The sequence below is a fragment of the Xanthobacter pollutisoli genome (genome assembly GCF_040044995.1).
GTDB lineage: Bacteria > Pseudomonadota > Alphaproteobacteria > Rhizobiales > Xanthobacteraceae > Xanthobacter.
On record NZ_JBDZDP010000001.1, the window covers coordinates 935,229 to 961,290 of the forward strand.

Sequence of the window (26,062 nt, forward strand, 5' to 3'; positions counted from 1 at the left end):
GAGCAAGAACACCCCATCGAGGAAGACACCGTGTCCGACCTGCACGACAAGCTCATCGTCATCGACGGGCTCATCATTTCCGACTTCTCCCGGCCCGTGTTCGAGGACATGCGCAAGGGCGGCCTCACCGCCGCCAACTGCACCTGCTCGGTGTGGGAGAACTTCACCGAGACCATGCGCAACATCGCCAAATGGAAGAAGGACCTTGCGGCCAACGCGGACCTCATCTTCCAGGTCTACACGACGGCCGACATCCTCAAGGCGAAAGAGGAGGGCAAGACCGGCATCATCCTCGGCTGGCAGAACACCTCCGCCATCGAGGACCGCATCGAATATCTGGAGCTCTTCCACGAACTCGGCGTGCGCATCATCCAGATGACCTACAACACCCAGAACTGGGTGGGCTCCGGCTGCTACGAGAGCCGCGACAGCGGCCTCTCCGACTTCGGCCGCGACGTGGTGGCGGAGATGAACCGCCTCGGCATCCTGTGCGATCTCTCCCACGTGGGTCCGAAGACCTCGGAAGACGTGATCCTCGCTTCGAAGCAGCGCGTCGCCTATTCCCACTGCCTGCCGGCGGGGCTGAAGGCCCATCCGCGCAACAAGAGCGACGCGCAGCTGCGCTTCATCGCCGACAAGGGCGGCTTCATCGGCGTCACCATGTTCCCGCCCTTCCTGAAGAAGGGGCCGGAGGCGACCGTCGCCGACTATGTGGAGGCGATGGACTACGTGATCGACATCGCCGGCGAGGACGTGGTGGGTGTCGGCACGGACTTCACCCAGGGCTACGGCAAGCCCTTCTTCGACTGGATCACCCACGACAAGGGCTTCGGCCGCAAGCTCACCGACTTCGGCGCGGTCATCAATCCGGAAGGCTTCCGCGAGATCGGCGATTTCCCCAACCTCACGGCGGCCATGGAGAAACGCGGCTGGTCCTCTTCCCGCATCGAGAAGGTGATGGGGCAGAACTGGCTCCAGCTGCTCAAGGACGTCTGGGGCGCCTAAGCCCCTCCCCCATCGCGCGAGGTTCCCATGGCGAAGCCCGAGGTCGAGATCGACGTGGACGAGGCGACCGGCCGCTGGTTCGTGGACAAGATGCCCATGATCCTGGTGCCGCAGCACTTCTACAACAACAACCACTTCGCCATCGAGGCGGCGATGGGGGCCGAGGCGTTCGACGCCACCCTCGCCCCCGCCGGGCGGCTTTCCGCCTTCGTGTGGTGCGAGCGGCAGGCTGAGGTCTACGGCCTCACCGGCACGGACGTGTTCGCCCATTACATGAAGCGGCTCGGCCAGCGCGGCTGGGGGCGCTTCTCAATCCTTGCCATCGACCCGGCGGCGGGCACCGCCACCATCCGCCTCGATCATTCCTCCTTCGTCACCGAGGCGACGAAAGGCGCCGGACGCAGGCTCTGCTACATGTTCGCGCCCTGGCTCGCGGGAGCGCTGGAGTTCGTCTGCAAGCAGGCGGGCGCGCCGCGGCGGCTGGAAGCACGCGAGGTGCAATGCGCCGCCGAGGGGTTCGACCATTGCCTGTTCGAGGTGACGCAGGCGTGAGGCGTTAAATCGGCGGCAACCGCCGCCGGTCAGTGTGGGGGCACTCGCCGGAGCGCGCCATGTCCCCGTCCCTCGACCCCGTCCGCTACACCCTCGCAGCCGCGACCGCGGACGACCGGCCCGCCATGGGCCGCCTGTGGGTGGAGACCTGGGCGCGGACCATGCCGGACATCGACTTCGCCGAACGGCTGCCCTGGCTGGAAGGCCATCTCGACAGGCTTGCCGCCGACGGCGCCTTGATCCGCGTGGCCGCGGCGGAGGGTGGGCCGGTGGCGGGCTTCGTCGTCATCCATCCGGACACCGGTTACCTCGACCAGCTGGCGGTCGATCCGCGATTCTGGGGCAAGGGCACGGCCGAGGCGCTCATGGCCGAGGCCCGGCGCCTCTCGCCCCGCCTCGTCGCCCTGGATGTGAACCAGGACAATCCGCGGGCCGTGCGCTTCTACGAGAAGATGGGTCTCGCCATCGTGTCGGAGGGCCAAAATCCCATGTCCGGCCGCCGCACGTTCCGGATGGAATGGCGCGGGGCCAGCCTGCCCTGAGGCGAGGTGTTTCCGCGCGGCGGCCGTGCGCCATCCCGGCTCCGCGGCAGAAAAATCGCTCCTCTTACGCGACGTCATCGTCGGTCGCGCACGCCTATTACGGTTTGGCTTCAGTTCCCTGCACCCGTATGCGACGGTTGACAGTCTTGACCGAAGACTTAATGAGGTCGCTCCGTTTGGCTCATCTTGAGCGAGGTCCAGGCACCCGATGTCGGCCGACGTATCAGCAGCGCTCTCTCGCGCAGCCGAACTGCACAAGGCGGGGCAATTTCAGGATGCGCTCGCCATCTATCGCCAGCTCGCACGACTTCAGCCCGCTGCCTTCGGTATCCAGCGGCTGTTGATTCTTGAGCTGCTTCAAGTGGGCCGCGTCAAAGAGGCAACGGTTACGGCAAGGCGCCTGCGGGAAAGCCATCCGCGCCTGCCCCATTCCGCGATGCTGCTTGGCATGTGTCACCAGGCCATGGGCCACGCGCAGCAGGCGCTTGCCGCTTTCGAGAGCGCGCTAGCCCTCGACGGCACGCTGTTGGAGGCCCGATTCCTGGCCGGCAACGCGCTTTGCGCGCTCGGCCGCCATGCCGAGGGCGTCGCCGCCTACGACGCGGTCCTAGCTACCGACCCCCGCTCGGTCGAAGCGCTCGCCAACCGAGCCAACGCTTTGGCGCGCATGGGTAAACTAGAGCCATCCCTGCGCGACAGCGAGGCGCTCGTGGCGATGGAGCCCTGGCAGCCGATCCATTTGATCAACATGGCCGGCACGCTGCTCGAGCTCGGCCGACCGGAAGACGTGCTTGCCGTCACGCAAAAGGCCCTTGGCCTGTCACAGCGCCTGCCCGATGCCGAGTTCCTGCGCGCGCAGGCTCAGCTGGGCACTGGCGACTGGAAGGGCGCCCGCATCAGCCTGGAGCGGGCGGTAGCGCTCGCGCCCGAAAATGTCGTCTTTCTCGGCCGTTTGATTTCTGTGCTGCATCTCCTCGAGGACTTTCCCGCCGCGCGCGACGCATGCGAGCGCGCCCTGCGCATCGATCCGAAATCGGCCATGCTGCTGCAGCTGCGGGCGGAAATCCGGCGCGCGCTGGACGATGCCGCGGGGGCCATGAAGGACATTGACGCAGCCCTTGCCCTCAACCCGCGGCTTGCGGCCGCCCATGTCTCGCGGGCCCGCCTTCTCGCCGATCAGGGCCGCCGCGAAGAGGTGCGCCCTGCCCTCGACCGTGCCGTTAAGGCTGACCCGCACCAGCCCTACGCCTTGTACTCGCAGGCCGGAGACGATCTCGCCCGCGGTCATTGGGAGACGGGCTGGGCGCTCTACGAGCACCGCGAACGCATCCTGCCGCCGCCCTTCAAGCCCCTCCCCTTCACCCGGTGGGATGGGCATGAGGACCCATCCCTTCTGGTGGTACTGGGCGAACAGGGCATCGGCGACGACATTCTTTTCGCCCGCCTCGTGCCGCTGCTGGCAGACCGGGGCATGCGTGCGGTGCTGCTCACGCGCCCGGGGCTCGTGCCTTTGCTGCGCAGCCTGGACGAACGGGTGCCGGTCATCGGCGATCTGTCCGGCATCGATCTGGCGATGCCGGGGCTGCGGTGGGCGCCGCTCGGCAGCCTGCCCCATCTCGTCTGTGCCGATCCCGACCGGTGGCCCGCCGCTCCCTATCTTGCTCCGTTGCCCGAACGGATGGACCGCTGGCAGTCTTTACGGGATGACGGCGTCTTCACCATCGGCATCAACTGGCAGGGCAATCCCTCTCGCACTGTCGACGTGGGGCGCTCCGCGCCGCTGGCGCAGTTTGCGCCTCTGGCGGAGATCGAGGGCGTACGCCTCGTCAGCCTCCAGCATGGCGCCGGCATCGAGCAGCTGGAGGAGGTGCCGTTCGCGGACGCCATCGTGCGGCCGTCGCCTGATCGGGACGCGGACGGCATTTTCGTGGACACCCTCGCCCTGATGCACCAGCTGGACCTGGTGGTCACCACAGATACGGCGATCGCCAATCTCGCCGGCGCATCCGGCTGCCCCGCCTTCGTTGCCCTGAGAGCGGTGCCCGACTGGCGCTGGGGCTACACCGGAGAGCGCACCCCGTTCTTTCCGAGCCTTCGGCTCTTCCGGCAGAGACGAGCGGGAGACTGGTCGAGCGTGTTTCAGGAGATCGCCTCGGCCGCAAGAGAGCGTAAGGGCCTTCGCCAAGGGGGTGGTCATGGACTGGCACGGACAGACGCGTAAAGCGCTCGGATAGCCCCCGAAGTCGCGCTCGTTTTCTCATGCAGCTGGCGGTCTGTTCGTCAGCGCGGCCGGCGCTCCCCCACCCCGAAATCCTCCCCACTTCCCAGACACCAGCGCTGCCCCATCCTTCGTTTGAGGGACGCAGCTTCGTGCGGTGCGTGGTCTTCTGGCCTCCTCAAAACCTCGACACCGCGACGGTCGGACCGCACCCGAAGCCGTCGCCGGCGCGCGGCTCTTCACGCCTGCGCCGTTCCGGCTGGGAGAAAAGCTATGTCGATGCTGGGACAGGATGTCATCGACGTCGGTTCGAAACACCTCGGCGATAAATATGTCCTCGGAGCCAGGGTGCCACTGGACAACCCGACCTGGCGCGGGCCTTGGGACTGCGCCGAGTTCACGTCGTGGTGTGCCTATCAGTCCTATGGGCTGATCTTCGGCGCCGGCAAGGTGAGCAAGGTTTCGCAAGCAGACCCCTATTCCGGATACTGGTATTCCGAGGCGAAGCAGAAGGCCACCGTTATCTCCTGGAAGGATGCCCTTTCGATCCCGGGGGCGGTGCTGATCCGGGCGCCGGCCCAGGGGCCCATCGGCCATGTGGCGTTCGCCATCGGCGACGGTGAAAGCACGCTGGAGGCCCGCGGGGCCGCCTTTGGTGTCGGCATCTTCAAGAAGGCGGACACCCGGCCGTGGAGCATCGGCTGCCTCCTGCCCGGCGTCGAATACGGGAAGGTATCGGCGCGCCCGGCGAAGCCGACGCCGGCGCCATGGGCGGGAGGGCTGCTCTGGCTGCGCCGGCCGCCTTTCAAGGGCCCGGAGATCGTCGCGTTGCAGCGCGCCCTGGCGCGCCATCGCATCGACCCCGGACCGATCGACGGCGAATTCGGGCCGATGACCCACGCCGCCATCGTGACCTTCCAGGCTGCGAACGGGCTGGAAGTGGACGGTGTCGTGGGTCGGCAGACGCTGAATGCCCTCGGCCTTGACTATCCCATCGTGGCGACCGAGGACGATGTCCGCATCTATGCCGAGGCGCGCACGCCGAAAGGCCCCGCCAAGGTCGCGCTGCCGCCGCCCGTCGATTTCGACGGCATCGTGGGCATATCGCAGAGCGGCCGCACCTTCACCGCGAAGACCAAGGCAGGCGAGACCTTCATCGTGGGGTCCGTCACCTCCTACTCCGACGACATGCATCGCCTCGGACTGTTTCAGGGCACCATGGCGATCCGCGACAGCCTGAGGTTCGGAACCTACAAGGCGAGCGACTTCCCGGCGCTCGGGCCATGGGGCCATTTCATCGAGCCCACCCTCTGCGCGGAGGGAGGTGGCCGCTTCGCCACCCTGAACACCTACGACCGCGCCGCCTTCACCTTCGGCGCCCCGCAGCTCGCAGCGCATACGCCGGGCGAGAACTTTATCGAATACTTCCGCAAGCTCATCGAGCTGCCGGACGCGACGCAGCATTTTCCCGAGCTCAGCCTGCTCAAGAATGCCGCCGGCAAGAAGACCCTGCACCTCAAGAAGGGGTCCACGTTCGAGGATCTCGAGGAAGTGGTGCTGGTCACGCGCCCGAACGGGAAGAAGGAGAACCAGCTCGCGCGGCTCATGGCCTACCTCAACCCGTCCGCCACCAAGGTGGACGACCGCGAGCTCTCGGTGGCGGCCCGGCTGATGAACTGGCTGCGGCTGGATCCGAAGGCCAAGGAGCTGCAGATCGAGGTCTTCGTGAACCGCATGCAGGCCAAGCTGAAGACCGCGAAGACCAAGGTGAACGGCTTCGATGGCAAGGACTGGCGCACCGCGCTCTGGGTCATGGACATCCTCCACCAGGGTCGCGGCACCTATGCCGAAATGGCGCGCGCGATATCCTCGCCCAGCCCCGAGGCCAGCCTGAAGAAGATCGGATGGCCGACCTACAAGGAACGCATCGGCACGGTCGAGTCCGGTGTCCGCAAGCTCGCTACGAGCGGCGTCCTCGACGGCTTCAAGGTCTAGCCATGGATGGGGAATTGCCCACGGCTGGCATGATGGGCAGGAGCCGCCTGTTTCGCATCCTGTCTTGGGGCCTGCTTGGCCTTCTTCTCGCCCCTCCGCTCATCATCCTTCCGTTGCTTACAGGACGCGCGCTGGCGCAGGACGCCGGCGTCGGTCCCGCTGTGCTTGTGAGCGGGCTTGCCAACGAGCTGGTCGGCCTGTTCGTTGTCGCGACCATCCTGGAATCAGCGCTGGCTACGCTGTTCAACTGGCGGCTCTACCGCGAATTCTTCAACGGAAAAGCAGTGAAGACCATCATTATGGTGGCCTTCGGCTATGCGATCGTCACCTTGTTCAACTACGACGTCGTCTATCGCATCATCGCCTCTGCCGGCGGTGAGGGGAGCCAGGGGCCGCTCTCCCGCTTCCTCTCCGCCATGGTGCTCGCTGGCGGCAGCGCGGCAGTATACCAGCTCTTCAAGGCGCTGGGTCTGCGGCCGCCGGTTGAGCCGTCTGAGGCGCGGCCCCAGCCGCCTCAGGACAAGGCCTGGGTTTCGGTCCGCATCATCCGCAAAGCGGCGGTGGGCGATGTGTCCATCCACGTGGACACGGTGGCGGACCCCGCGGAAGAGCTGCGCGCGAAGCCGGCCATCGTCGGTGTCATCGGCGCCGGCAGCGCGATCGGCACCCGCCTCAAGGCCCTGTTCTTCGCCGACGTCACCCGCTTCCCGACCTATGGCGGGCATGCCGTAGAGGCGGGCGAGCAAGTCTACCGCATCGTCGCCCTCGGCCATCGCCGGAGCGACAACGCCGGCGATCCGCCCGTGCCCTTCTCGCGCGAAATCTATGCGGGCCGCTTCGCACGCCGCGCCATCGTGGATTTCGTGCAGAGCATCTGAGACGGAGTATTTTCCACGCGCGGTCGCGAACCGACCGCAGCGGCGGCACCGCGTCCGATCCACAGCAAGTTGATCGGGCGGCTTGGAAGCGACGGGCCAAGCATTTATACTAGATCAATTCGCTAAAGCTGGCGCAAAAACAGCGGGCGATGGGAGGTAACACAGAATGGCATCAAGGAGACGGTCAAGCTTCGCTTGATGGGTATCCATGCACCAAGCGCCTCCCGGCTCCGAATTTTCGACCGGCCCCATCGGCGCTCTTCTCCACCGTCGCCATTCCAGGGGAGATTCCGATGTCAACACGCGTTGTCGCTCTGGCCTTTGCAGCTACCCTGATTGCCGGCCCGGTGGCCGCCCAGGTGACGACCGATGCGGGAACCATCGATCCGGCCAAGGTCGAGCGCTTCTTCGCGCAGCCGGGGTATTCCCCGTATGCCGGGCGCAAGTTCCCCAGCCGCCCGCTGTGGGGCGAGCAGCACCTGCACACCTCCTGGTCGCCCGATTCGTTCGCCGGCGGCACGCGGGTCGGTCCTGCCGAGGCCCTGCGCTACGCCAAGGGTGAAGAGATCGTCTCCAACACCGGCCAGCCGGTGAAGCTCTCGCGGCCCTATGACTGGATGGTGGTGGCCGACCATTCCGATGCGCTTGGGGTGGTCGCCAATGTCTACGACGGCAACCCCGATCTTCTGACCGACCCCGTCCTCAAGAACTGGCACGACGGCATGAAGAAAGGCGGCGCTGCAGCGACCGCCGTGGTCATGCAAATGATCACCATGCAGGCCAATGGCACCCTGCCCAAGGCCATGACCGACAAGGAAACCCAGTTCGATATGTGGCGAAAGATGACGCAGATCGTCGAGGGCTACAACGATCCGGGGAACTTCTCGGCCATCATCGGCTACGAGTGGACCTCCAATTTCGGCGGCGGCAACAATCTCCATCGCAACGTCATCTACCGGGATGGAAAATCCCTCGCCGACCAGGTCCGCCCCCTCACCACCTTCGACACGGAGCTCCCGCGGGAGCTGTGGCAGTGGATGGCCAATTACGAGGACAAGACCGGGGGACGCGTGCTGGCGGTGCCGCACAACGGCAATCTCTCCAACGGCCTGATGTTTGCCACCGAGACGCCGGACGGCAAGCCGATCGACGCCGACTGGGCCCGCATGCGTGCCCGCTACGAGCCGCTGTACGAAGTGACGCAGAGCAAGGGCACCTCGGAGCAGCACCCGTCACTGGCGCCGACCGACGAGTTCGCCAATTTCGAGATCTGGGACAAGGGCAACCTCAATGTGGTGCCCAAGAAGCCCGGCATGATCCAGTACGAATATGCGCGCGAGGCGCTGAAACGGGGGCTGAAGGTGGAAGCCCAACTGGGCACGAACCCGTTCAAGTTCGGGCTGCTCGGCTCGACCGACGACCACACCGGCATCTCCTCGGCCGAAGAGAACAATTTCTTCGGCAAGTTCCCCTCGAGCGAGCCGGGGCCGGACCGCTCGACCGGCAACGCCTTCGACTTCGAAGGCCGCACGGTGAAGGACTGGCAGCTCGGCGCATCGGGCCTCACGGCGGTCTGGGCCACCGAGAACACCCGCGCGGCCATCTGGGACGCCATGAAGCGCAAGGAGGTGTACGGAACCACAGGGCCGCGCATCTTCGTGCGCTTCTTCGGCGGCTGGAATTTCATCCCAGAGGATGCGCTGGGGCGCAATCCCGGCACCGTCGGCTACGCCAAGGGCGTTCCCATGGGCGCTGATCTTCCCCCGGCATCCGACGGCGCCAAGGCGCCGAGCTTCCTCGTCGCCGCGTTGAAGGACCCCCTGTCAGGCAATCTCGACCGCATCCAGATCATCAAGGGCTGGCTGGACGCATCGGGCGCGACGCAGGAGAAGATCTACGACGTCGCCTGGTCCGGGGACCGCAAGCCGGACGCCCAGGGAAAGGTGCCGCTGGTGGGCAGCACGGTCGACGTGAAGAACGCGACCTGGACCAACACGATCGGCGCGCCCGAACTCATCACCATCTGGCGTGATCCGGACTTCGACCCCGCGCTCAAGGCGTTCTATTACGCGCGGGTCATCGAGATTCCGACGCCGCGCTGGACCGCCTACGATGCGGCCTATTTCAAGGAGGCCCGCTTTAGTCCGGACGTCACGATGACGGTGACGGAGCGCGCCTACTCCTCGCCGATCTGGTACGCGCCGGCAAAGTGAGCCCTCCGTGCGCCAGCACCGACCGCAACCGTCCGCCGCCCGCGTGGCGCGGCGGACTCGTCGGGGCGTGACGCATGCGCATCCGCACGATCCTGTCGTCGCCGCTGCTCCATTTTTTCGTGCTGGGCGGGCTCATCTTCGCGATCTACGCGATTATGAACCCGCGCGATGCGGACGGGCCCGACAGCGACACGCTCATCCTGTCGGAGACTGGCGCGAGGGGGCTGGTCGCGGACTTCACAGCGACTTGGAAACGGCCGCCGACGCCCGCCGAACTTGAGACCTTGATGCGCGACTGGGCGGTGGAAGAGGCTCTCGTGCGCGAGGCGCTGGTCCTGGGGCTCGACCGCGGCGATGCCATCGTGCGCAATCGGCTGCGGCAGAAGGCACTATTTCTGGCCGAGGCGCCGGCCGCGGCCATGACCCCCGACGATGCCACGCTTGAGGCGTTCTATCGGGAGAATGCCGCGCGCTTCGCGCGCCCGGGCATCCTGTCGTTCGAGCAGGTCCTGCTGCCGGACGAAGCGCCGCAAGGCGCCATCGAAGCCCTCCGCGCTCAACTGGAGAATGGCGCAGATCCCGCCGAGCTGGGACGGGCCACCCTGCTACCGTTCCGAACCGATCTCCTGCCCGAGCCGGCCGTGGAACGGCTCTTCGGCGGCGGCTTCGGCGCGGCCGTCGCAATGCTCCCGCCGGGACGCTGGAGTGGCCCGATCCAGAGCGGCTACGGCCGGCATCTGGTGCGCCTCGACGCCTCACGCGCGCCCGAACTGCCCGCGTTCGCCGCCATGCGGGACAAGGTGCTGACCGAGTGGCGCATCGAGCAGGCGCGTCAGTTGCGGGATGCCTATTCCAGGGCGCTCTTGGCGCGCTTCAGGACGACACTGCCCGCCACGCCGCAGGTGCTCGGTCCATGAGGATCGCCCGCCGGTTCGCCTTCCTCCTGCTATGCCTCGCGCTCTACCCGCCGGCCGCGCGGGGCCATGCGCTCGATCCGGGCTATCTGGAACTGAGCGCGCTGGGCCAGAATCGCTGGCGCATCATCTGGCGCGTTCCGGACGCCTCCGGCCGTCCCATGGCGATCGCCGCTCGGCTGCCCGACGGCTGCGCGGCCGAGGCGCCGTCGCCAGTCTTCGACGGCCGGGCCTGGATCACCGCCTTTGTCGCGGCCTGCGCCAATGGCCTGGCGGGCGGGACGATCCGGATCCAGGGGCTGGAGCACACCCGCACGGACACGCTGGTGCGCTACGAGCTCGCGCCGGGCCGGGCGCAGACGCATCGGCTCACCGCCTCGGATCCCGCCTTCACCATTCCCGTCGATCCGGGCCGCGGCGAAATTCTCGCGACCTATGTCGCGCTCGGCGTGTCGCACATCCTCGAAGGGGTGGACCACCTCCTGTTCGTGCTCGGACTTCTGCTGCTGATCCGCGAGCCGCGGCGTCTGCTGTGGGCGGTCACGGCGTTCACGCTCGCCCACAGCATCACACTGGCCGTTGCCGCGCTGGGCTGGGTCGATATCCCCTCGGCACCGGTGGAGGTGGTCATCGCCTTGTCCATCGTTTTCCTGGCCCATGAGTTGGCCAAGCCGCCCGAGCGCCGCGACCCGCTCTCCATGCGGTTTCCCGCGCTCCTCGCCTTCAGCTTCGGCCTGATCCACGGGCTCGGCTTCGCCGGAGCCCTGCGCGAGATCGGCCTGCCGCGCGGCGACATTCCTCTCGCGCTCTTCGCCTTCAATCTCGGCGTCGAGCTAGGACAACTCCTGTTCATTGCTGGCGTCTTCGCCCTCGTGATGGCCATAAGGCGATTGATCCCGCGCCTCGCGAGCCGCCAGGCGCCATTGACCCGGCTCGCGAGCTACGCCATCGGCAGCATCGCCGCATTCTGGGTGATCGAGCGGGTGAGCCAGTTCTAGGCCGAGGCCGCGCCTGTCGTCCCCGACACGTCCGCCGGGCGGGACCATGCCGATGCGTCGGCACCGTCCTCGCCCTGCGCCCCGATGCCGGGTCAGATCTGGAAGCCACCCGCAATGTCGATGACGCCGCCGGCAATGTAGCTGGCGTCCGGCCCCGCAAGGAAGCAAACGGTCGCCGCCACCTCCTGCAGGGTCGCGATGCGACGGATGGCGTGGATGTCCATGATCGCATCGGGCAGCTTGTCCGCCACCGCCGACGCCATGTCGGTGGGCATGATCCCCGGCTGCACCACCGAGACGGTGATGTTGCGCCCGCCGAGATCCCGCTGGACGCCCTTCGCATATCCGGCGATGGCGGCCTTGGTGCCGGCATAATCCGCCACGCCCGGGAACGGCACGCGGCTGCCGAGGCCGGAGCCGATGAAGATGATGCGGCCGCCATCCGTCAGCACCGGCGCGGCCGCGCGCGTGGTCGCCACCGTGCCCATGACGTTGATCTGCCACTGGCGATCGAGATTGACCGTGTCGAGCTCGGGATCGTCGACCGTCTTGCCTTGCACGGCGATCGCCGCGTTGTTGACCAGGATATCGAGCTTGCCGAAATGGGCGACCACCTTCTCGACCAGCGGCTTCGCCGCCGCCATGTCAGCCTGATCGCTCTGGATCGCGAGTGCCCGGACGCCTTTCGCCTTGAGTTTCTCGACCACGGCTTCGGCCTTCTCGGCCGACGCGACGTAGCTGATGGCCACATCCGCCCCGAGGTCGGCGAGGGCCTCTGCGGTGGCGGCCCCGAGCCCGCGCGAGCCGCCGGTGACGAGGGCGACCTTGCCCTTCAATACTGTCGACATTGGATCCCTTTCTGCGTGGCGCCGAACCGACGCCCGGACCCCGGCGTGCAGCAGCGCTATTGTCGTAACGATCGTTACGTAACGATTGGTATGAAATATGGACGCGGGCTGTCAACTGGTTTATTGATGGTCGTTATGAAACGGACTGAGCTGGCGTAATGGGGCGTCCGCGCGCATTCGACGTGGACGAGGCGCTCGACGCGGTGCTGTGCGTCTTCTGGCGCAAGGGCTACGAAGGCGCGTCCTATGCCGACCTGACCGAGGCGGCCGGCGTGGAGAGGCCGGCGCTCTATTCAGCCTTCGGCAACAAGGAAGCGCTCTTCCGCCGCGCCCTCGCCCGCTACTACGAGCGGTACCTCGACTTCATCCCGCAGGCCCTGCAGCTTGCGACCGCGCGAGAGGTTGCCGCGCATATCCTGCACGGCGCGGTGGACCTCAACACGCGCTATGCGGAGCATACGGGGTGCCTCGGCATCAACGGGGTCCTCGCCGGCACGGACGAGGCGGAACCCGTGCGGCAGGCCTTGATCGATGCCCGGTCGGCGGGCGAGGCGCAGCTTCGCGACCGACTCGAGCGCGCGAAGGCCGAGGGCGACCTTCCCGCGAGCGCCAGACCCGAAGTCCTTGCCGCATTCCTGATGACCGTGTCTCACGGCATAGCGGTGCAGGCCAAGGCCGGCTTCAGCCGGGAAAAACTGAGTGCCATCGCCGAACAGGCTCTCGCCACATGGCCCGTCGGCCAGGATCCGGCACGGTAGCGCCGAGGAACGCCGGCGCGCACCCAAGGAAACTTCGAGATCAACAGCCTAGAACGGCTGGCCGGCGGCGCGCATGACCTGCTCGGAATCGGTCAGCCAGACCTGGTCTAGCCCCTTGAGGACCTCGAGCACCCGCCGCATGGCCGCCGCGCCCGCCGGCGTGCCGATCACGAACGGGTGGAGGCCGATGGCGACGATGGTTGCCGGCCGGCCGGGATCGGCCTTGGCCTCGCGCGCCATCTCGCTCACATAGTCGATCCACAGCCGCTCGAGGTCGCTCGCCTCCTTGAAGCGCGACAGGTACTGGCCCATGTCGACGACGCTCGGCGGATAGGGGATCAGCACCAGCGGAGCCGGCTTGGTGTCGAGCCGCGAGAGCAGGTCCGAATCCATGCCGTCGAGGGTGTAGCGGATGCCCTCCGCCGCGGTCGCCGCGAAAGTCTGCGCGTCGGGATAGACGCTCGGGCTCGACCAGCCGACGCTGCGCACCCCTGTGGACGCCTCGATCATGTCGAGGGTCTTTCGGATATAGGCGCGCTGGGCGGCAGGCCCCTCCGCGAGGGGGAGCAGATCGGTGGAGTTGTTGAGCCCGTGGGCGATGATCGGCGCCTGCGGCACCAGCGCGCGCAGCGTCTTCCAGACCTGCGGCTGGGCGGTGGGGAACTGGGCGTTCAGCGCCAGGCTGAGCGGCACCCCCATCTCCTTGAACAGCGCTCCGGCGCGCGGCAGGCCAAACGCGATGGCGTACTGGCGGAAGCCCTCGTCCACGAGGTCCGGCTTGCGGGAGGTCATGTCGGGCCGGAAATTCGGTCCCTGGCCCTGTCCCCACACCTCCACATAGAGCACGAACACCACGGCGACCTTCCTGCCGCCCGGCCATGTCGCGACGGGGATGTCCTGACGCGGCAGGCCGGTGATCCAGTCGGTGCCCGACTGCGCGTGAGCCGGCGCGTGCGCGAGCACGGCGGCGAGCAGAAGAGCGATGGCGCGCAGGCGCATGGCTTCCCCCTCGGTGGCAGGGGGTCCGGGAGCCCGATGCCCCGGACCCTGACGGATCAGTGCAGGTCGTCGAGCGAGGCGGCGCCCGAGCCGCCGGAGATCAGGGCCGGCCACTGGTTGGAACCGAACGGCACCGCCGGCGGCAGGAACGCCGTCTGGCCCCGCGCCTTCATCTCCGAAACGATGGCCTTGCGGGCGTCGCCCCCCATGAGCTCGTAGTCCATCAGGCGGTCGTTGTTGAAGAACAGGCCGCCCACCGAGCGGTCGGAGATGATGCGCACCAGCGAGGTGAGCATGTCTTCCGGCGTGGTGGTGAAGGAGATGGTCTCGATCAGAAGCAGCCGGTCGTTGATCGCCTCGGGGCCGAAATACTGGGCGAGGACGCTGAACAGCACGTTATTCTGCCGCGCCACATAGATGGTGTTGCTGGCCGCGTAGACCTTGTCGAAGCTGCCGCCCAGCTCCTGCTTCCATCCGTCGAGCACGCCCATCCAGTGCTTCACCTGGGTCTGCGCCGCCCATGAGATGGCGTTGCGCAGCACCGGCCCCTGCGTCTTGGCGAAGCCCTGCACCGCATCGAGCGTGATGACGCCCTTGGCCAGGGTCGCCTCCATGAAGGCGATGTTGTTTTCCAGGATCGACCGCGAGTTGGCCCGCCACTCGTCCGGCATCTCGGCGACGCCGATGCCTTCCAGAGCGCTCTTCATCTCCGTCAGATAGGCGCGCATGGGCGCCATCCAGCTTTTGTCCTGCGCGTTGTCGATGAAGGGCAGCACCACCTCGGAGATCGCCATGGTGCTGTGGCCGAGCGACTTCATCACCTGGTAGACCTTCGGCACCGAAGGTGCCTCCAGCGGCGGCTTGCCGGGGCGGTAAAGGATCATGCGTCCGCCGGCCCCGGAGAACAACGCAAGGATCATCGGGTGCTGGTTCAGGATGTTGGCACGGAACAGCCGGCCGGCGTTCTCGTAGAGCGAGAACATGGTGGTGTTGAGCTGGAGCACGTTGCGGGTGGCGACCTCCTGCGCCGAGGGCGGCGGCAGCTGGCCGGAGATCGGCTTCAGATAGTCCGGCAGCTCGGCCGCCTTGGCCGGCGCCGCCACGGCGAGCGCGGCTGTCAAGGCTATTCCCATTGACGCTAATCTCATCGCTTCCTCCTCATCTCTATTCATTTCGGGCAGACGGCGCCGCTCTCCACCCATGCCCTGACCAGAGCCTTGGCCTCGGCCTGCGTTCCGGGGGCCGGCGTGCGGCCGCCGCCCGGCGCCCAGGCCCAGCCCACCAGCGTGTCGTCGCCGATATGCGCGATCAGGTCTTCGACGGAGCGCCCGCCATTGCGCGCGGGTTCCTTGATCTGGATGCAGATCTCGCGCGGGGTCTTGCCCTCCCACGCCATCTCGGCGGGCGCGAGCTGCCAGTGGGGATGACCGGGCATGCCGGCGGGATCGAAATTGGCCTCGCGGTGGCACATGGCGCAGCGCAGGCTCGTGAGGCCCTTGCCGTCGGGGCCGCGAAACACCGGCGGCTGGTGCGGCCGCGCAGCGTCGCCCTGGCGCGGGCGGTCGCCCGCCGGATGGCAGTTGGTGCAGCGCGGGCTCGTGAGCACCTTGCTCAGCTCGGCGAAATAGGCAGCGGACAGCTCCGCCGGATCGGCGATGGCGGAAAAGCTCGCCGGCGGGGCAAGGGGGGCCGCGGGCGGCGAGCCTTCGCCACGCGCCAGGGCCGCGGAAAGCAGGCCCACCGCAGCCGCCGCGAGGAGGGTGAAGAGCCGCCGGTGAGGGATCATGGCTGGGGTCCGCTCAAGTGAGGTAACGCTTGGGATCGGCCAGGATCACGTCGCGCACGGCCTCGTGGTACTTCACGTAGCCCGAGCATCGGCACAGATGGCCGTCCAGCGCTTCGGTGATGGTGCGTTCCACCTCGGCGCGCGCGATGGGTGCCTTCTCCAGGCGCTCCAGCAACACCTGACCCTCAGCGAGGAAGCCGGGCGTGCAGTAGCCGCACTGGAAGGCGAAATGGGTGATGAAGCTCGTCTGCAGCGGCGTCAAAACACCGTCGCGGGCGTGGCCCTCGATGGTGCGGATCTTCTTGCGGTCGAAATCGGCAGCGGCGACAACGCAGGTGGGCATGGTGGCGCTGGTGCCGTCGGCGGCGTCGACGATCACCGCGCAGCTCAGGCACTGGGCGGCGCCGCAGCCGAACTTGGTGCCGGTGAGACCGAGCACCTCACGCAAAAAGTCGTTCATGGAGAGGTCTTCGCGCACCTCGATCGGCCCGTGCGGACGGCCGTTGATGGTGAGTGAGATCGCGGGCACGGGGGGCTCCTTCACAAGGCGCGCCGGACATCGTCCGGCGTGACCGGCAGCGCGGAGAAGCGCCGGCCGGTGGCGTCGTGGATGGCGTTGAGGATCGCCGGCACCACGGGAATCATCACCACCTCGGCCATGCCCTTGGGCGGCTCATTGGGGGCGATGGGGGGAAGCACCTCGACCTCGAGCCCGTGGATCGGCAAATCGGAGGCACGCGCCACTACGTAGTCGCCGAGGTTCCAGCGCCCGTTGCCGGGGCCATCCTCGAACGGCGGCAGCTTCTCCAGCAGCGCGTAGCCGACGCCCATGGCGAAGCCGCCCTGCGCCTGGCCCACCACCACCTCGCGGGTCAGTGTCTGGCCGCATTCCAGCACGCTGTAGGCGCGCGCCACCCGCACCGCGCCGCTTGCCGTGTCGACGGCCACCTGCACCAGCGTGCCGCAGCTCGAGGTGAAGGACGTGCCGATGCGGTTGTAGCTCGCCGGCGGGAAGGCGACGAAGCCGCGGTCGAGCACCTTGAACGGCCCGGAGCCGCGGCGCACTGCCAGCGCGTCGATGTCAGCCGCCCAGTCGAGGCCGTCCAGCGGGAAGGCCGCCTGTGCCCATGCCCAGCGCGAGAAGGCGTGAGCCATGGCGCCGGTGAGCGCGCCCATGGCGTGGGCCTTGGCGGCCACGTCCTTCTGCGCCAGCGGCGGCAGGCCGGACAGGATGAGCATCCCGTCCTGCCAGTAGGCCTCCTCCCACAGGAAGCGGCGCGGATCCTTCTGCGCGATGCCCCACAGCGCCAGCGCCGCCGGCCACAGGCCGAAGCGCAGCACGACGCGCGCCGCCTGCGCCGCTGCCTGGGTGCCCACATGGGCCCCGATGGAGGCACTGGTGGCCGAGGAGATGGCCGGCACCCAGCGCGGGTTGCGGGCCGCCTTGTCCTGCGCCGCCTGGGTGATGGTGTAGGGATCGTCCGAGGTGACGAGGCCGAGCGCGCCGAAGGCGTCGATGCGGGCCACCGAAACCTCGTCGGCGACCCGGCCAAGATACTGCGCCACCCGGTTCGCAACCGAGGTGCCGATGCCATTGCCCATCTCCGTCGCGTCGCAACAGATGCGGATGCGCCCGTCCGGGTCCACCTCCACCCGCCCCAGCGAGCAGTCGGCGCCGGTGCCGTAGTCCTTGGTGGAGATGGCGAGGCCGGTGCCGATCCGGGTGCCGGCGGGCGCCGCTGCCTTGGCCGCGGCGCGCCCGCGCCACAGATCGTGGCGCTCCAGGCGGTCGAGGATCTCCGGCGTGCGGACCGACACCGTCCAGGGATTGCCGGTGAGCGAGCGGCCGCCGGCCTTGAGCAGGTTGGCCCGGCGCAGCGCCACCGGATCCATCCCTAGCGCTTCGGCCGCCTCGTCCATGAGCGTCTCCAGCGCCACCGAGGTCTGGAGCACGCCATAGCCGCGCATGGAGCCCGCAGTGACGCCGCGCGTGTGATGGGCGACCGTCGTCACGTCCACCTTGGGCACGTCGTAGCTGCCGATCGCTGAGGTGGCGGAGACCACCGCCACACTCGCCGAATAGTTTGCGAGCCCGCCGCCGTCGAGCACATGGTCGGCGGCGAAGGCGCGGATGCGGCCCGAGGCGCGGTCGAACGCCACCTGGGAGCGCATTTCGAAGGCGTGGCGCTTGATCCCGCCCTGGAACTGCTGGAAGCGGTCGTGCGCGAGGCGGATCGGCCGGCCCGGCAGGAACATGGCGGCGAGCGCCACATAGAGCGGAAACGGGGTGTGGTCGCGACCGCCGAAGCCGCCGCCCATATGGGCGAAATGGGTTTCGATGCGCTCCGGCTTGAACTCTGCCTTGGCCTTGCCCAGCAGATCGCCGAGCGCGTCCGCGGCCTCGAAGGGCGACTGCACCCCGAGGGCGAGCCGCAGCGCCCTGGCCTTGGGATCGTACCAGGCGAGGCCGCATTCGGGCTCGAGAAACATAGGGTCCACGGACTGTGTGCGGAAGGCGCGGTCGAGCACCACCATCGCGGGGTCCTTGGCGGCGATGAGGGCGCGGATCTCCTCGCCGTAGGTCGCGCCCTTCTTGTACTGGCCGCCCTCGGAGGCGGGCAGAGGCTTCCAGATCGGCCGCCCGCCGGCCGCGAAGAAGCCAGGGCTGATCCACCCCTCCATCAGCGGCGAGTAGGCGTCGGGTGCGCCCGGCTCGGCACCGGCGACGCGGGTGAACCGCAGCGCGGCATAATTGGGCTGCTCCACCGGTCCGGTCTGCGCGCCAAAGGTCAGCGGGCTCTTCTCGCGCAGGGTGATGCGCGCGCGGTCGTAGGCGTCGAAGCTGTCGAACAGCAGCAGCGCCACCGGCTGGCCGAGATAGACGGGCGTCGTGCCCAGCGGGCAGAGCAGATCACCGGCATAGAAGGGCGGCGCGCGCAGTCCGGCGCGTTCCAGGTCCTTCGCCGTCACCACCACGCTCGGCTTCGCGTCGGCGCCGAGTAGGCCGAGCTCCAGTCCCGTGAGCACGTGCGTGGCATCCGCGGCCCGCACCAGCAGCGCATGGGCCGTGGTCGCGGGCCAGCCCTCCATGTCGGCGGCACGGAAGTCGGAGGCGTAGAGCTTGGCGCCCGTCACCTTGGCCACGGCGTCGATGCGCCCGGCGCCGGCGCGACCGGCCGCAGCCCGCCCGGGCATCGTCTGCGTGGACTCGAATGTGGCCGCCTCAGCGAAAGGCAGACGCGCCACGCTCAGCACGATGCCGCCCGCGGCGGTCCATTTCAGCACGTCCCGTCGCGAGGGATGCATGTCGGCGTTGTCCCTTGGCGGGCCATCGTCTTCGGAAGGCGCCGCTATCGTTTTACGGTATCCTGATGATGCAGAACGCTGGATGATTCTTTATCGGCCGAACAATAAGACTATTGCACTTCGGTGTGCTGGAAAATTTTTCTGATACTGATACTTGACGAAAAATTCTGCCGGCCCCGATGGAAGGGAAAATGCCAAAAAGTTTTCTCTTCCGACGTCTACAATCACTGGCGGACCGACACCAATCAGTGACATTCGGGTAGCAGATGACGCGTATTTCTGGCTATTCCCTCATTTGAGGGATTGGATCTTGCTGCAGTGCGAGATGCGGCCGACCGCGCGCCGGAGCGCGCCTCGCCTTCAGGACTGCGTGGCGCGAGTCAGCTAGCGGTCGCCGCCGTCCCCCATCTGGAAGCGCCGCAGTAGTGTGGCATGGGACTTGACGCCGAAGTGCTTGTAGAGGGTCTTCTGGTACTGGGCGATGGTGTGCTCGGACAGCGCGAGGCTGGTCGCCATCTCCTTGCGTGTGCGCCCGTCCAGCAGCAGGTTCAGCACCAGCCGCAGGCGTGGCGAAAGGCGCGGCACCGAGGCGCCGCGGTCGGTCGGCCACCCCTGCTGGTGCAGCCACGGCAGTTCGCTGAGCAGGATGTGGGCGATCCGCGCCTCGCGCTCGGAAAAGGGCGGGGCGTTGCCGCTGCGGAAGATGGAGATGATGCTCACCGCGCGCTCGTCGATCGGGCGCAGCGAGAAGATGAACGGCCCGATGTCCGCATCGCAGAGATAGGCGTTCACGCCGGAGCCGACGAACGTCGTCTCGTCTACGATCTGCTGGCGCAGGCGCGTCACGTGGCCGGCCTTCTGGCGCATCTCGCCGAGCAGCTTCTCGGAGGTCCACGCCATGTCGGGGTGGCTGGCGGCGAGGAGCAGCTGGGCATAGCGCGCGTCGTCGAAGCCGCCGTGCGCGAAGCCGAGATAGACCGGCTGCGCGCCGGGCTCGGCGTAACAGCCGAGGCTCCAGGTCCAGGCGTCGGCGTCGACCAGCTTGCAGATACCCTCGACGAGCTGCCGCTTCACGCTGGAGAAGTCCTGGCGCGCGACGATCACGTCCCCGAGCAGCGCGACTATGTCGCGGACGTCCGCCTCGTCGAGCAGAGGTACGGCGTCGTCGGGCATCGCGCCGATGTCGCGGGTCATAAGGCAGCCGATCGAGACACATGCGGTGGGCCGCCGCCAGCGTGAGCCTGACCGCGGACCACCCATTGTGCTGCTGATCGGCCGCTTGGCAATCCGGGCCGACTTACCTCCGCCTTGCCCGCAGGACGAGCGCCCCGCTAGCTAGGCCTTCGCGCCGGCGGCGATCTCGAGTCGGCCGGCGGCCGGCACCACGGGCAGTTGCGGGGCCTCGTCGACCCGCAGGCTGAACAGGTCCGGCCGGGCATAGTGGCCGATCGGATCGAAGTCGAGCTTGGCGCCGAGGATGTGGTCGAGGTCGATCTCCGCAGTGAGGATGCCCTCTTCGTCCACCAGCGGCCCGGCCAGGATCTCGCCCAGCGGGCCGACGATCACCGAGCGGCCGTGCATCATCCACTCGTCGGGCGCCGCCTCGATGCGGCTCGCATAGTCCTCCGGGAAGTCTGAGCGGCGCATCACCTGGCAGGCGGCGACCACGAAGCAGCGGCCCTCCATCGCCACGTGGCGCATGGTGGGGATCCAGCTCTCACGGTCGTCGGCGGTGGGCGCGGCCCAGATCTGCACGCCCTTGGCGTAGTAGGCGGCCCGCATGAGGGGCATGTAGTGCTCCCAGCAGATCGCGCCGCCGAGCTTGCCGAGCGGCGTGTCGACCACGGTCAGGGTCGAGCCGTCGCCGAAGCCCCACACCAGCCGTTCCGCGCCCGTCGGCATCACCTTGCGGTGCTTGCCGAGCAGGACGCCGGGTCCGAAATACAGCGCCGTGCAGTAGAGCGTCCCGCCGTCACGCTCCATCACCCCCACCACCGCATGGATGTCGTGCTGGGCGCACGCTGCTGCGATCTGGTCGACCTCCGGGCCCGGCACGGCGATGGCGCCGCGCACGTAGCGGGCGAAGTCGGCCCGGCCCTCGGCGGTACGCCTGCCGACGCAGCAGCCGAAATCGAGCCCCTTGGGATAGCCGCCGATGAACGCCTCCGGGAACACGGCGAGCTTGGCGCCCGTCGCCGCTGCCTCGGCGATGAGCGAGACGGTGCGCGCGGTCGCGGCGGCGCCGTCGAAGGGAACCGTCGCGGCCTGCACTGCGGCGACCTTGATCTTGGACATCTGGCTCATTCCTCGTGATGCGTGTTGCCACCGTCCCGCCATTGGGGACGCTGGAGGTCGAACAGGTCGCGGGTGTGGGTGTAAGCGGAGGCGCCGTGCATGCGCCCGACGAGATCGAGGGCGGCGGGATCGACCCGTGGCCGCTCGGGGTCGCCGGAGAGGACCTGGGCCGCATAATGGGCGTGCAGCACCTCCCCCACCGCCAGGAGTTGGCCGGGGCCGGTCTCAAGCAGGTGCGCCAGACGGCATTCGAAGGCCACCGGGGAGGCGGCGATGCGCGGCGGGCGGACAGCAAGGCTCGGCACGGTCGCGAGCCCGACGAGCACGGTCTCGTCCACCTCCGGCGGCGCCTCGACGCACGTGGTGTTCATCGCCTCCACCAGCCCATGGGGAACGAGGTTGACCACAAACTCGCCGGTGGTGCGGATGTTGGCACCAGTGTCCTTCGGCTGCCCCGGCCGCGCCAGGATGCCGAGCGCCACCACCGGGCGGTCGGCGCCGAACATGTTGAAGAAGGAATAGGGCGCGGCGTTCACGATGCCCTCGGCGCTCACGCTCACCACCCAGGCGATGGGGCGCGGCATGATGGTGGACGCCATCAGCCGATAGCGCTCGTCGGCGGAGAGGCGCGCGAAGTCGAAATGGCGTGTCGCCGGCCCTGCGCCCTTATGGCCGTCGCCCGCCGGCCGACGCGGAGGGAAGGCCCGGTCCTCGGCGCGTCCCGCCGGCGGCAGCGTACCTGCCGAATGTGCCGTCTGGTCGGTCATCTCAATCCTGCTTCGCCCCGCGATGAAGGCGCGGGACGGCAAAGCCGGCGGCGCTCGGGCCCGTGTCGGGCGCGCCGCCGGCTGGATCAGGGAGGAAGGCGCACGCTCAGGCGCGCAGGATCTTCACGCTCTTGACGTCGAACCCGCCGGCCGCGATCTCCTTGTCGACCGCGCCGGCAATGGAGGTGTTGATGAACTTCGACACGTCCGGCAGGCGCGGCAGAAGCTTGGCGTCGACGCCCCACTTGCCGAGGGCCTCCATCTGCGCGATCTGCGCCGGGGAGAGCTCCACCTTGATGTCGGTGAAGACCTTCGCACTCCACGCCGGGTCGTAGCTGGATGCCTTCTGCAGCACCGGCTCCGGGATGTTCTTCGCCGGCTCGAGCGAGCGGAACCAGCCATTGACCATGTCATTGTTCTGGGCCGCGAAGAACAGCGCCTCGGCATTGGCCATGAGGAGGCGCTTCAGCACGTCGGGCTTCTGCTGGACGAAGCGGTTGTTCGCCGTGAGCACGATCACCGGGCTGAGATTCTGCGAGATCACCGTGGCATGGCCGGTGCTCTCGAAATAGCTGACGAACGGATCGTAGCTGAAGAAGGCGTCGATGCGCTGGGCGCCCACTGCGTCCGCGAGCTCCGCCGGACCGACGTTCACAAACGTCATGTCCTTGCCCGGCACGAGGCCGGCCTTGAGCACCGCATCCTGTGCATTCTGGAACGCGGTGATGCCGAACGTGCCGAACACCTGCTTGCCCTTGAGGTCCTCCATCTTGGTGATGCCGGACTTCTTGGTGGCGAGCACGGCGGAGCGGAAGCGCGCCTGCGAAGACACGGTCGTCACCGGCGCACCGATGGCCATGGTGGTCACGGCGGCGAAGTCCGAGAGCGTGCCAACGTCGCCTGCATTCGAGACGAGAGCCTCGGTGATAGCGGGCGAGGCGGCGAGCTGGATCATCTCCATCTTCAACCCGTTCCGGGCCGGGATGTCGGTGCGCATGAGCACATGTGCGATCTGGGCCGAGACGGTGGTCGTGTTGAACCAGCAGAACCGCACCACGTCGCCCTCCTGGGCGCGCAGGATCGACGGCGCCGCGAGCGGGAGCGAGGCGGCGAGGCCAGCGGCGAGCTGGCCGAAGCGACGGCGCGAGATTCCTGAGGTCACGATTATTCCCCTTTCTGCCATTCCGGCTTGAGTGTTTCCCACAGGTCGTTGACCGTGGAGACGAACCATGGATCGGACCGCATCTCGGCCGTGCGCGGGCGCGGCAGCGGCACGAGGACTTCCTCGCGCACCCGGCCCGGGCGCGGGCTCATCACCACCACGCGGTCGGCGAGGAACACCGCCTCGTCGATGCCGTGGGTCACGAAGATCACCGTCTTGCCGGCCTCCGAGGAGATGCGGGCGATCTCCTCCTGCAGCAGCACGCGGGTCTGGGCGTCGAGCGCACCGAACGGCTCGTCCATCAGCAGGATGTCGGGATCGGGGGCCAGGGCGCGGGCGATGGCGGCGCGCTGCTTCATGCCGCCCGACATCTCGTGCGGATACTTGTCCTCGAACCCGGAGAGGTGGACGGTGGCGATCAGCGCACGGGCGATCTCGGCGCGGTGCGCCTTGGGCATGCCCTTCGCCTTGAGCCCGAACTCGATGTTCTGCTGAACCGTCATCCAGCCGAACAGAGCGTAGTCCTGGAACACCACGGTGCGCGAGGGATCGGGCTTGGTGATGGGGCGACCGTCCTGAAGAATCTGCCCGCTGGTGGCGGACTGAAACCCGGCGACGATGCCAAGCAGCGTCGACTTCCCGCAGCCCGAGGGTCCGAGCAGCGAGATGAACTCGCCGCGGCGGATCTTCAGCGTCACGCCGTCCAGCGCCACGACGGCGGTGTCCGCGGCCTTGCCGCCATACACCTTGCCCACGTTGCGGATGTCGATCTGGATGTCGGCCGGCGCCGGGGCGAGGACTTCGCTGCGGGAGGCCGAGGTGGTGAGGACGGCGGTCGCGGCCATGGCTCTCTCCTCAATTGCGCTCGGAAGGGGCCCAGGCATTCACCCGCCGCTCGATCCGCTCCAGGATCGCCGACATGGCGAAGCCCACCAGGCCGATGGTGACCATGCCAGCCACCACGTTGTTGATCTGGAACAGCATGCGGGATTGCTGGATCAGATAGCCGAGGCCGGTCTGGGCGGCGATGAGCTCGGCGGTGACGACGCACATCCACCCCACCCCCAGCGCGATGCGCAGTCCCGGCAGGATGATCGGTAGCGAGGCCGGAATCAGCACGTCCCAAAACAGCTGCCAGGGCTTGGCGCCGAGGCAGAGCGCGGCGTTCATCTGGTTGCGGTCGAGGCCGCGCACTGCGGTGTAGGTGGCGACGAAGGCGGGGAACACGGCGCCGAGGAACACCAGGAAGTAGGAGGCCGCGTCGCCGAGGCCGAACCACAGGATGGTGATCGGGATCCAGGCCAGCGGCGGGATCGGGCGCAGCGCCTCCACCACCGGGCGCACGAAGTCGGACACGGTGCGCCACCAGCCGCAGACGAGGCCGAGCACCAGCCCGACGACGCAGGCGAACAGGAAGCCCACGGCGACGCGCTGGAGGCTGGCGGCGAGATGCACCCACAAGGAGCCGTCGATCGCCAGCTCCCACAGCGCCTGCGCCACCGCCACCGGCGAGGGCAGGAGAAAGCCATCGACGATGCCGAGGCCGGTCACCGCCTGCCAGACGGCGAAGAAGGCGGCAAGGCCGAGGCCTGCGCGCACCGAGCGGTCGGCCAGGACACGCGCCAGCGTCAGGCGCCACGCCGGCGCCTTGGCGGCGGAGCGGTGGTCGCCGCCTATGGCGGCCAGGGCGCCCGCATCGGCTTTCGCTTCCATCAGGACATCCTCCTTCGCGCTGGGTGCTGGGGGCTCGTTCATGCATCCGGGCATGTGGACAAACCTATTTATGTCGGACTTTTCCGTCAATTCGCTCCGGGCGGTACGATGGGGATAGATCAGGCATATTCGCTGATTTTCAGGGCCAAATTGCCGGCATTCCGCTTATTTTTTGTGCGTTGCACAACGGATTATATCGGCTAAATCCGACGATAGACCGCGCCGGCGAGTTCAGCCATGCTTCGCCCATCGGGGGATACCGCGTGACGACGGACATTGAAGAAAAGCTCGCCCGGATCGGCATCACCGGGACGCTCTACAAACTCTATCTGACGACGGTCAGCCTCGGCGGCGCCTCCGTCACGGAGGTGGCGGCCAAGGCGGGAATGGCGCGCACCACCGCACACGACGCGCTGGCCAAGCTGGAGGCGGAAGGGCTCATCCGCTTCGTCGACCACGGCAAAAGGCGGTTCGTTGTGGCCCAGGATCCCGGCGTGCTGCTGGAGCGCATCGAGGCGCGCCGGCAGATGCTGGAGGACGTGATGCCGGTGCTGCGCTCCATGTACCACCACGAGACCGGCAAGCCGAACGTGCGCTTCCATCCCGGCCCCGAGGGAATCCGCACCACCTTGTGGGACACGCTCTCCGGCGGCGACACGGTACTGCGCGCCACGCTCTCCATGAAGGAGTTGATGGCCGAGCCCGGGCTCGGAGAGATGGAGCGCTATCTGTCCGAGCGCGCGCGCCGGGGCATCTGGCTACGCGTGATCCGCTCGGCCGAGCGCGACATCGTGCCCATCTGGCCTTCCAGCCAGGAGCAGAAGCGCGAGCTGCGCTACGCGCCGAGCACGCACACCCTCGCCATGACGTGCTTCATCTACGGCAACAAGGTCGCCCTGATCTCCTCGGCGCGGGAGAGCTACGGCATGATCATCGACAGCGCCGAGTTCGCCGCCTTCCAGGCCTCCATGTTCGACGCCATGTGGAGCCTCAGCACGCCCACCGAGGCGCAGCCTTAGCGCTGAAGGCCGCGAAGGCGCGCTCGACGCATCGCCTGCTTGCCGCTGGCGTCGGTCCATTCCGGCGGCAGGCCGAACCGACCGCCGATGACTC

General features: G+C 67.8%; 23 protein-coding genes. 11 read left to right on the forward strand and 12 right to left on the reverse strand.

Going from position 1 to position 26,062, the window contains the following annotated elements; all coding sequences use genetic code 11:
• The first annotated feature begins 30 nt into the window (after nt 1-30).
• The 9 genes from ABLE93_RS04370 to ABLE93_RS04410 all read left to right on the forward strand — a co-directional run bounded on the left by ABLE93_RS04370 (nt 31) and on the right by ABLE93_RS04410 (nt 11,315).
• A complete protein-coding gene (locus ABLE93_RS04370) occupies nt 31-1,005 on the forward strand; it encodes a dipeptidase (RefSeq protein WP_510182964.1) in 975 nt (324 codons plus the stop codon).
• Between the two features lie 27 nt (nt 1,006-1,032).
• Nucleotides 1,033-1,557: a DUF5943 domain-containing protein gene (locus ABLE93_RS04375; RefSeq protein WP_348838152.1), complete on the forward strand. Its 525-nt coding sequence runs from the start codon at nt 1,033-1,035 to the stop codon at nt 1,555-1,557.
• Nucleotides 1,558-1,616: 59 nt separating this feature from the next.
• Nucleotides 1,617-2,099: a GNAT family N-acetyltransferase gene (locus tag ABLE93_RS04380; protein ID WP_348838153.1), complete on the forward strand. Its 483-nt coding sequence runs from the start codon at nt 1,617-1,619 to the stop codon at nt 2,097-2,099.
• Nucleotides 2,100-2,307: 208 nt separating this feature from the next.
• Nucleotides 2,308-4,320, forward strand: coding sequence for a tetratricopeptide repeat protein (locus ABLE93_RS04385; RefSeq protein ID WP_348838154.1), 2,013 nt, complete (start codon nt 2,308-2,310; stop codon nt 4,318-4,320).
• Between the two features lie 270 nt (nt 4,321-4,590).
• Nucleotides 4,591-6,312 carry a C40 family peptidase gene (locus ABLE93_RS04390; RefSeq protein ID WP_348838155.1) on the forward strand — a complete coding sequence of 574 codons (1,722 nt, stop codon included), beginning with the start codon at nt 4,591-4,593 and terminating at the stop codon, nt 6,310-6,312.
• A gap of 32 nt (nt 6,313-6,344) precedes the next feature.
• Complete coding sequence (locus ABLE93_RS04395) at nt 6,345-7,190, forward strand: hypothetical protein (RefSeq protein ID WP_348838157.1); 846 nt, start codon at nt 6,345-6,347, stop codon at nt 7,188-7,190.
• Nucleotides 7,191-7,483: 293 nt separating this feature from the next.
• A complete protein-coding gene (locus ABLE93_RS04400; protein WP_348838158.1) occupies nt 7,484-9,403 on the forward strand; it encodes a DUF3604 domain-containing protein in 1,920 nt (639 codons plus the stop codon).
• Between the two features lie 74 nt (nt 9,404-9,477).
• Nucleotides 9,478-10,320 (forward strand): peptidylprolyl isomerase, encoded by an 843-nt coding sequence (locus ABLE93_RS04405; RefSeq protein WP_348838159.1) that lies wholly within the window; start codon nt 9,478-9,480, stop codon nt 10,318-10,320.
• A complete protein-coding gene (locus tag ABLE93_RS04410; protein ID WP_348838160.1) occupies nt 10,317-11,315 on the forward strand; it encodes a HupE/UreJ family protein in 999 nt (332 codons plus the stop codon). Before ABLE93_RS04405 ends, ABLE93_RS04410 begins: the two co-directional genes overlap by 4 nt.
• Nucleotides 11,316-11,407: 92 nt before the next feature.
• Here the strand turns inward: ABLE93_RS04410 and ABLE93_RS04415 are convergent, their stop codons facing one another.
• Complete coding sequence (locus ABLE93_RS04415; protein WP_348838161.1) at nt 11,408-12,163, reverse strand: SDR family NAD(P)-dependent oxidoreductase; 756 nt, start codon at nt 12,161-12,163, stop codon at nt 11,408-11,410.
• Between the two features lie 158 nt (nt 12,164-12,321).
• On the opposite strand from ABLE93_RS04415, the gene ABLE93_RS04420 reads away from it, so the two are divergent.
• Nucleotides 12,322-12,921: a TetR/AcrR family transcriptional regulator gene (locus ABLE93_RS04420; protein ID WP_348838162.1), complete on the forward strand. Its 600-nt coding sequence runs from the start codon at nt 12,322-12,324 to the stop codon at nt 12,919-12,921.
• 48 nt (nt 12,922-12,969) lie between these two features.
• Here ABLE93_RS04420 and ABLE93_RS04425 read toward each other — a convergent pair whose 3' ends face one another.
• From ABLE93_RS04425 to ABLE93_RS04475, 11 genes are all read right to left on the reverse strand, one after another.
• Nucleotides 12,970-13,920: a polysaccharide deacetylase family protein gene (locus ABLE93_RS04425; protein ID WP_348838163.1), complete on the reverse strand. Its 951-nt coding sequence runs from the start codon at nt 13,918-13,920 to the stop codon at nt 12,970-12,972.
• A 56-nt stretch (nt 13,921-13,976) separates the two neighbouring features.
• Nucleotides 13,977-15,041 (reverse strand): hypothetical protein, encoded by a 1,065-nt coding sequence (locus ABLE93_RS04430; RefSeq protein WP_348838164.1) that lies wholly within the window; start codon nt 15,039-15,041, stop codon nt 13,977-13,979.
• 47 nt (nt 15,042-15,088) lie between these two features.
• Nucleotides 15,089-15,706 carry an Isoquinoline 1-oxidoreductase subunit gene (locus ABLE93_RS04435; RefSeq protein WP_348838166.1) on the reverse strand — a complete coding sequence of 206 codons (618 nt, stop codon included), beginning with the start codon at nt 15,704-15,706 and terminating at the stop codon, nt 15,089-15,091.
• A gap of 13 nt (nt 15,707-15,719) precedes the next feature.
• Complete coding sequence (locus ABLE93_RS04440) at nt 15,720-16,235, reverse strand: (2Fe-2S)-binding protein (protein ID WP_348838167.1); 516 nt, start codon at nt 16,233-16,235, stop codon at nt 15,720-15,722.
• 11 nt (nt 16,236-16,246) lie between these two features.
• Nucleotides 16,247-19,012, reverse strand: coding sequence for a xanthine dehydrogenase family protein molybdopterin-binding subunit (locus ABLE93_RS04445; RefSeq protein WP_348838168.1), 2,766 nt, complete (start codon nt 19,010-19,012; stop codon nt 16,247-16,249).
• A gap of 384 nt (nt 19,013-19,396) precedes the next feature.
• Complete coding sequence (locus ABLE93_RS04450) at nt 19,397-20,206, reverse strand: helix-turn-helix transcriptional regulator (RefSeq protein WP_348838169.1); 810 nt, start codon at nt 20,204-20,206, stop codon at nt 19,397-19,399.
• A gap of 141 nt (nt 20,207-20,347) precedes the next feature.
• Nucleotides 20,348-21,307, reverse strand: coding sequence for a carbon-nitrogen hydrolase family protein (locus ABLE93_RS04455; RefSeq protein ID WP_348838170.1), 960 nt, complete (start codon nt 21,305-21,307; stop codon nt 20,348-20,350).
• 5 nt (nt 21,308-21,312) lie between these two features.
• A complete protein-coding gene (locus ABLE93_RS04460; protein ID WP_348838483.1) occupies nt 21,313-21,906 on the reverse strand; it encodes a flavin reductase family protein in 594 nt (197 codons plus the stop codon).
• A 274-nt stretch (nt 21,907-22,180) separates the two neighbouring features.
• Nucleotides 22,181-23,236: an ABC transporter substrate-binding protein gene (locus ABLE93_RS04465; protein WP_348838171.1), complete on the reverse strand. Its 1,056-nt coding sequence runs from the start codon at nt 23,234-23,236 to the stop codon at nt 22,181-22,183.
• Nucleotides 23,237-23,238: 2 nt separating this feature from the next.
• Nucleotides 23,239-24,081 carry an ABC transporter ATP-binding protein gene (locus ABLE93_RS04470; RefSeq protein ID WP_348838174.1) on the reverse strand — a complete coding sequence of 281 codons (843 nt, stop codon included), beginning with the start codon at nt 24,079-24,081 and terminating at the stop codon, nt 23,239-23,241.
• A 10-nt stretch (nt 24,082-24,091) separates the two neighbouring features.
• On the reverse strand, nt 24,092-24,949 hold the full coding sequence (locus ABLE93_RS04475; protein WP_348838175.1) for an ABC transporter permease: 858 nt from the start codon (nt 24,947-24,949) through the stop codon (nt 24,092-24,094).
• Nucleotides 24,950-25,212: 263 nt separating this feature from the next.
• Between ABLE93_RS04475 and ABLE93_RS04480 the strand changes: the two genes are divergently transcribed.
• Nucleotides 25,213-25,968 carry a TrmB family transcriptional regulator gene (locus ABLE93_RS04480; RefSeq protein WP_348838176.1) on the forward strand — a complete coding sequence of 252 codons (756 nt, stop codon included), beginning with the start codon at nt 25,213-25,215 and terminating at the stop codon, nt 25,966-25,968.
• Nucleotides 25,969-26,062 lie beyond the last annotated feature (94 nt).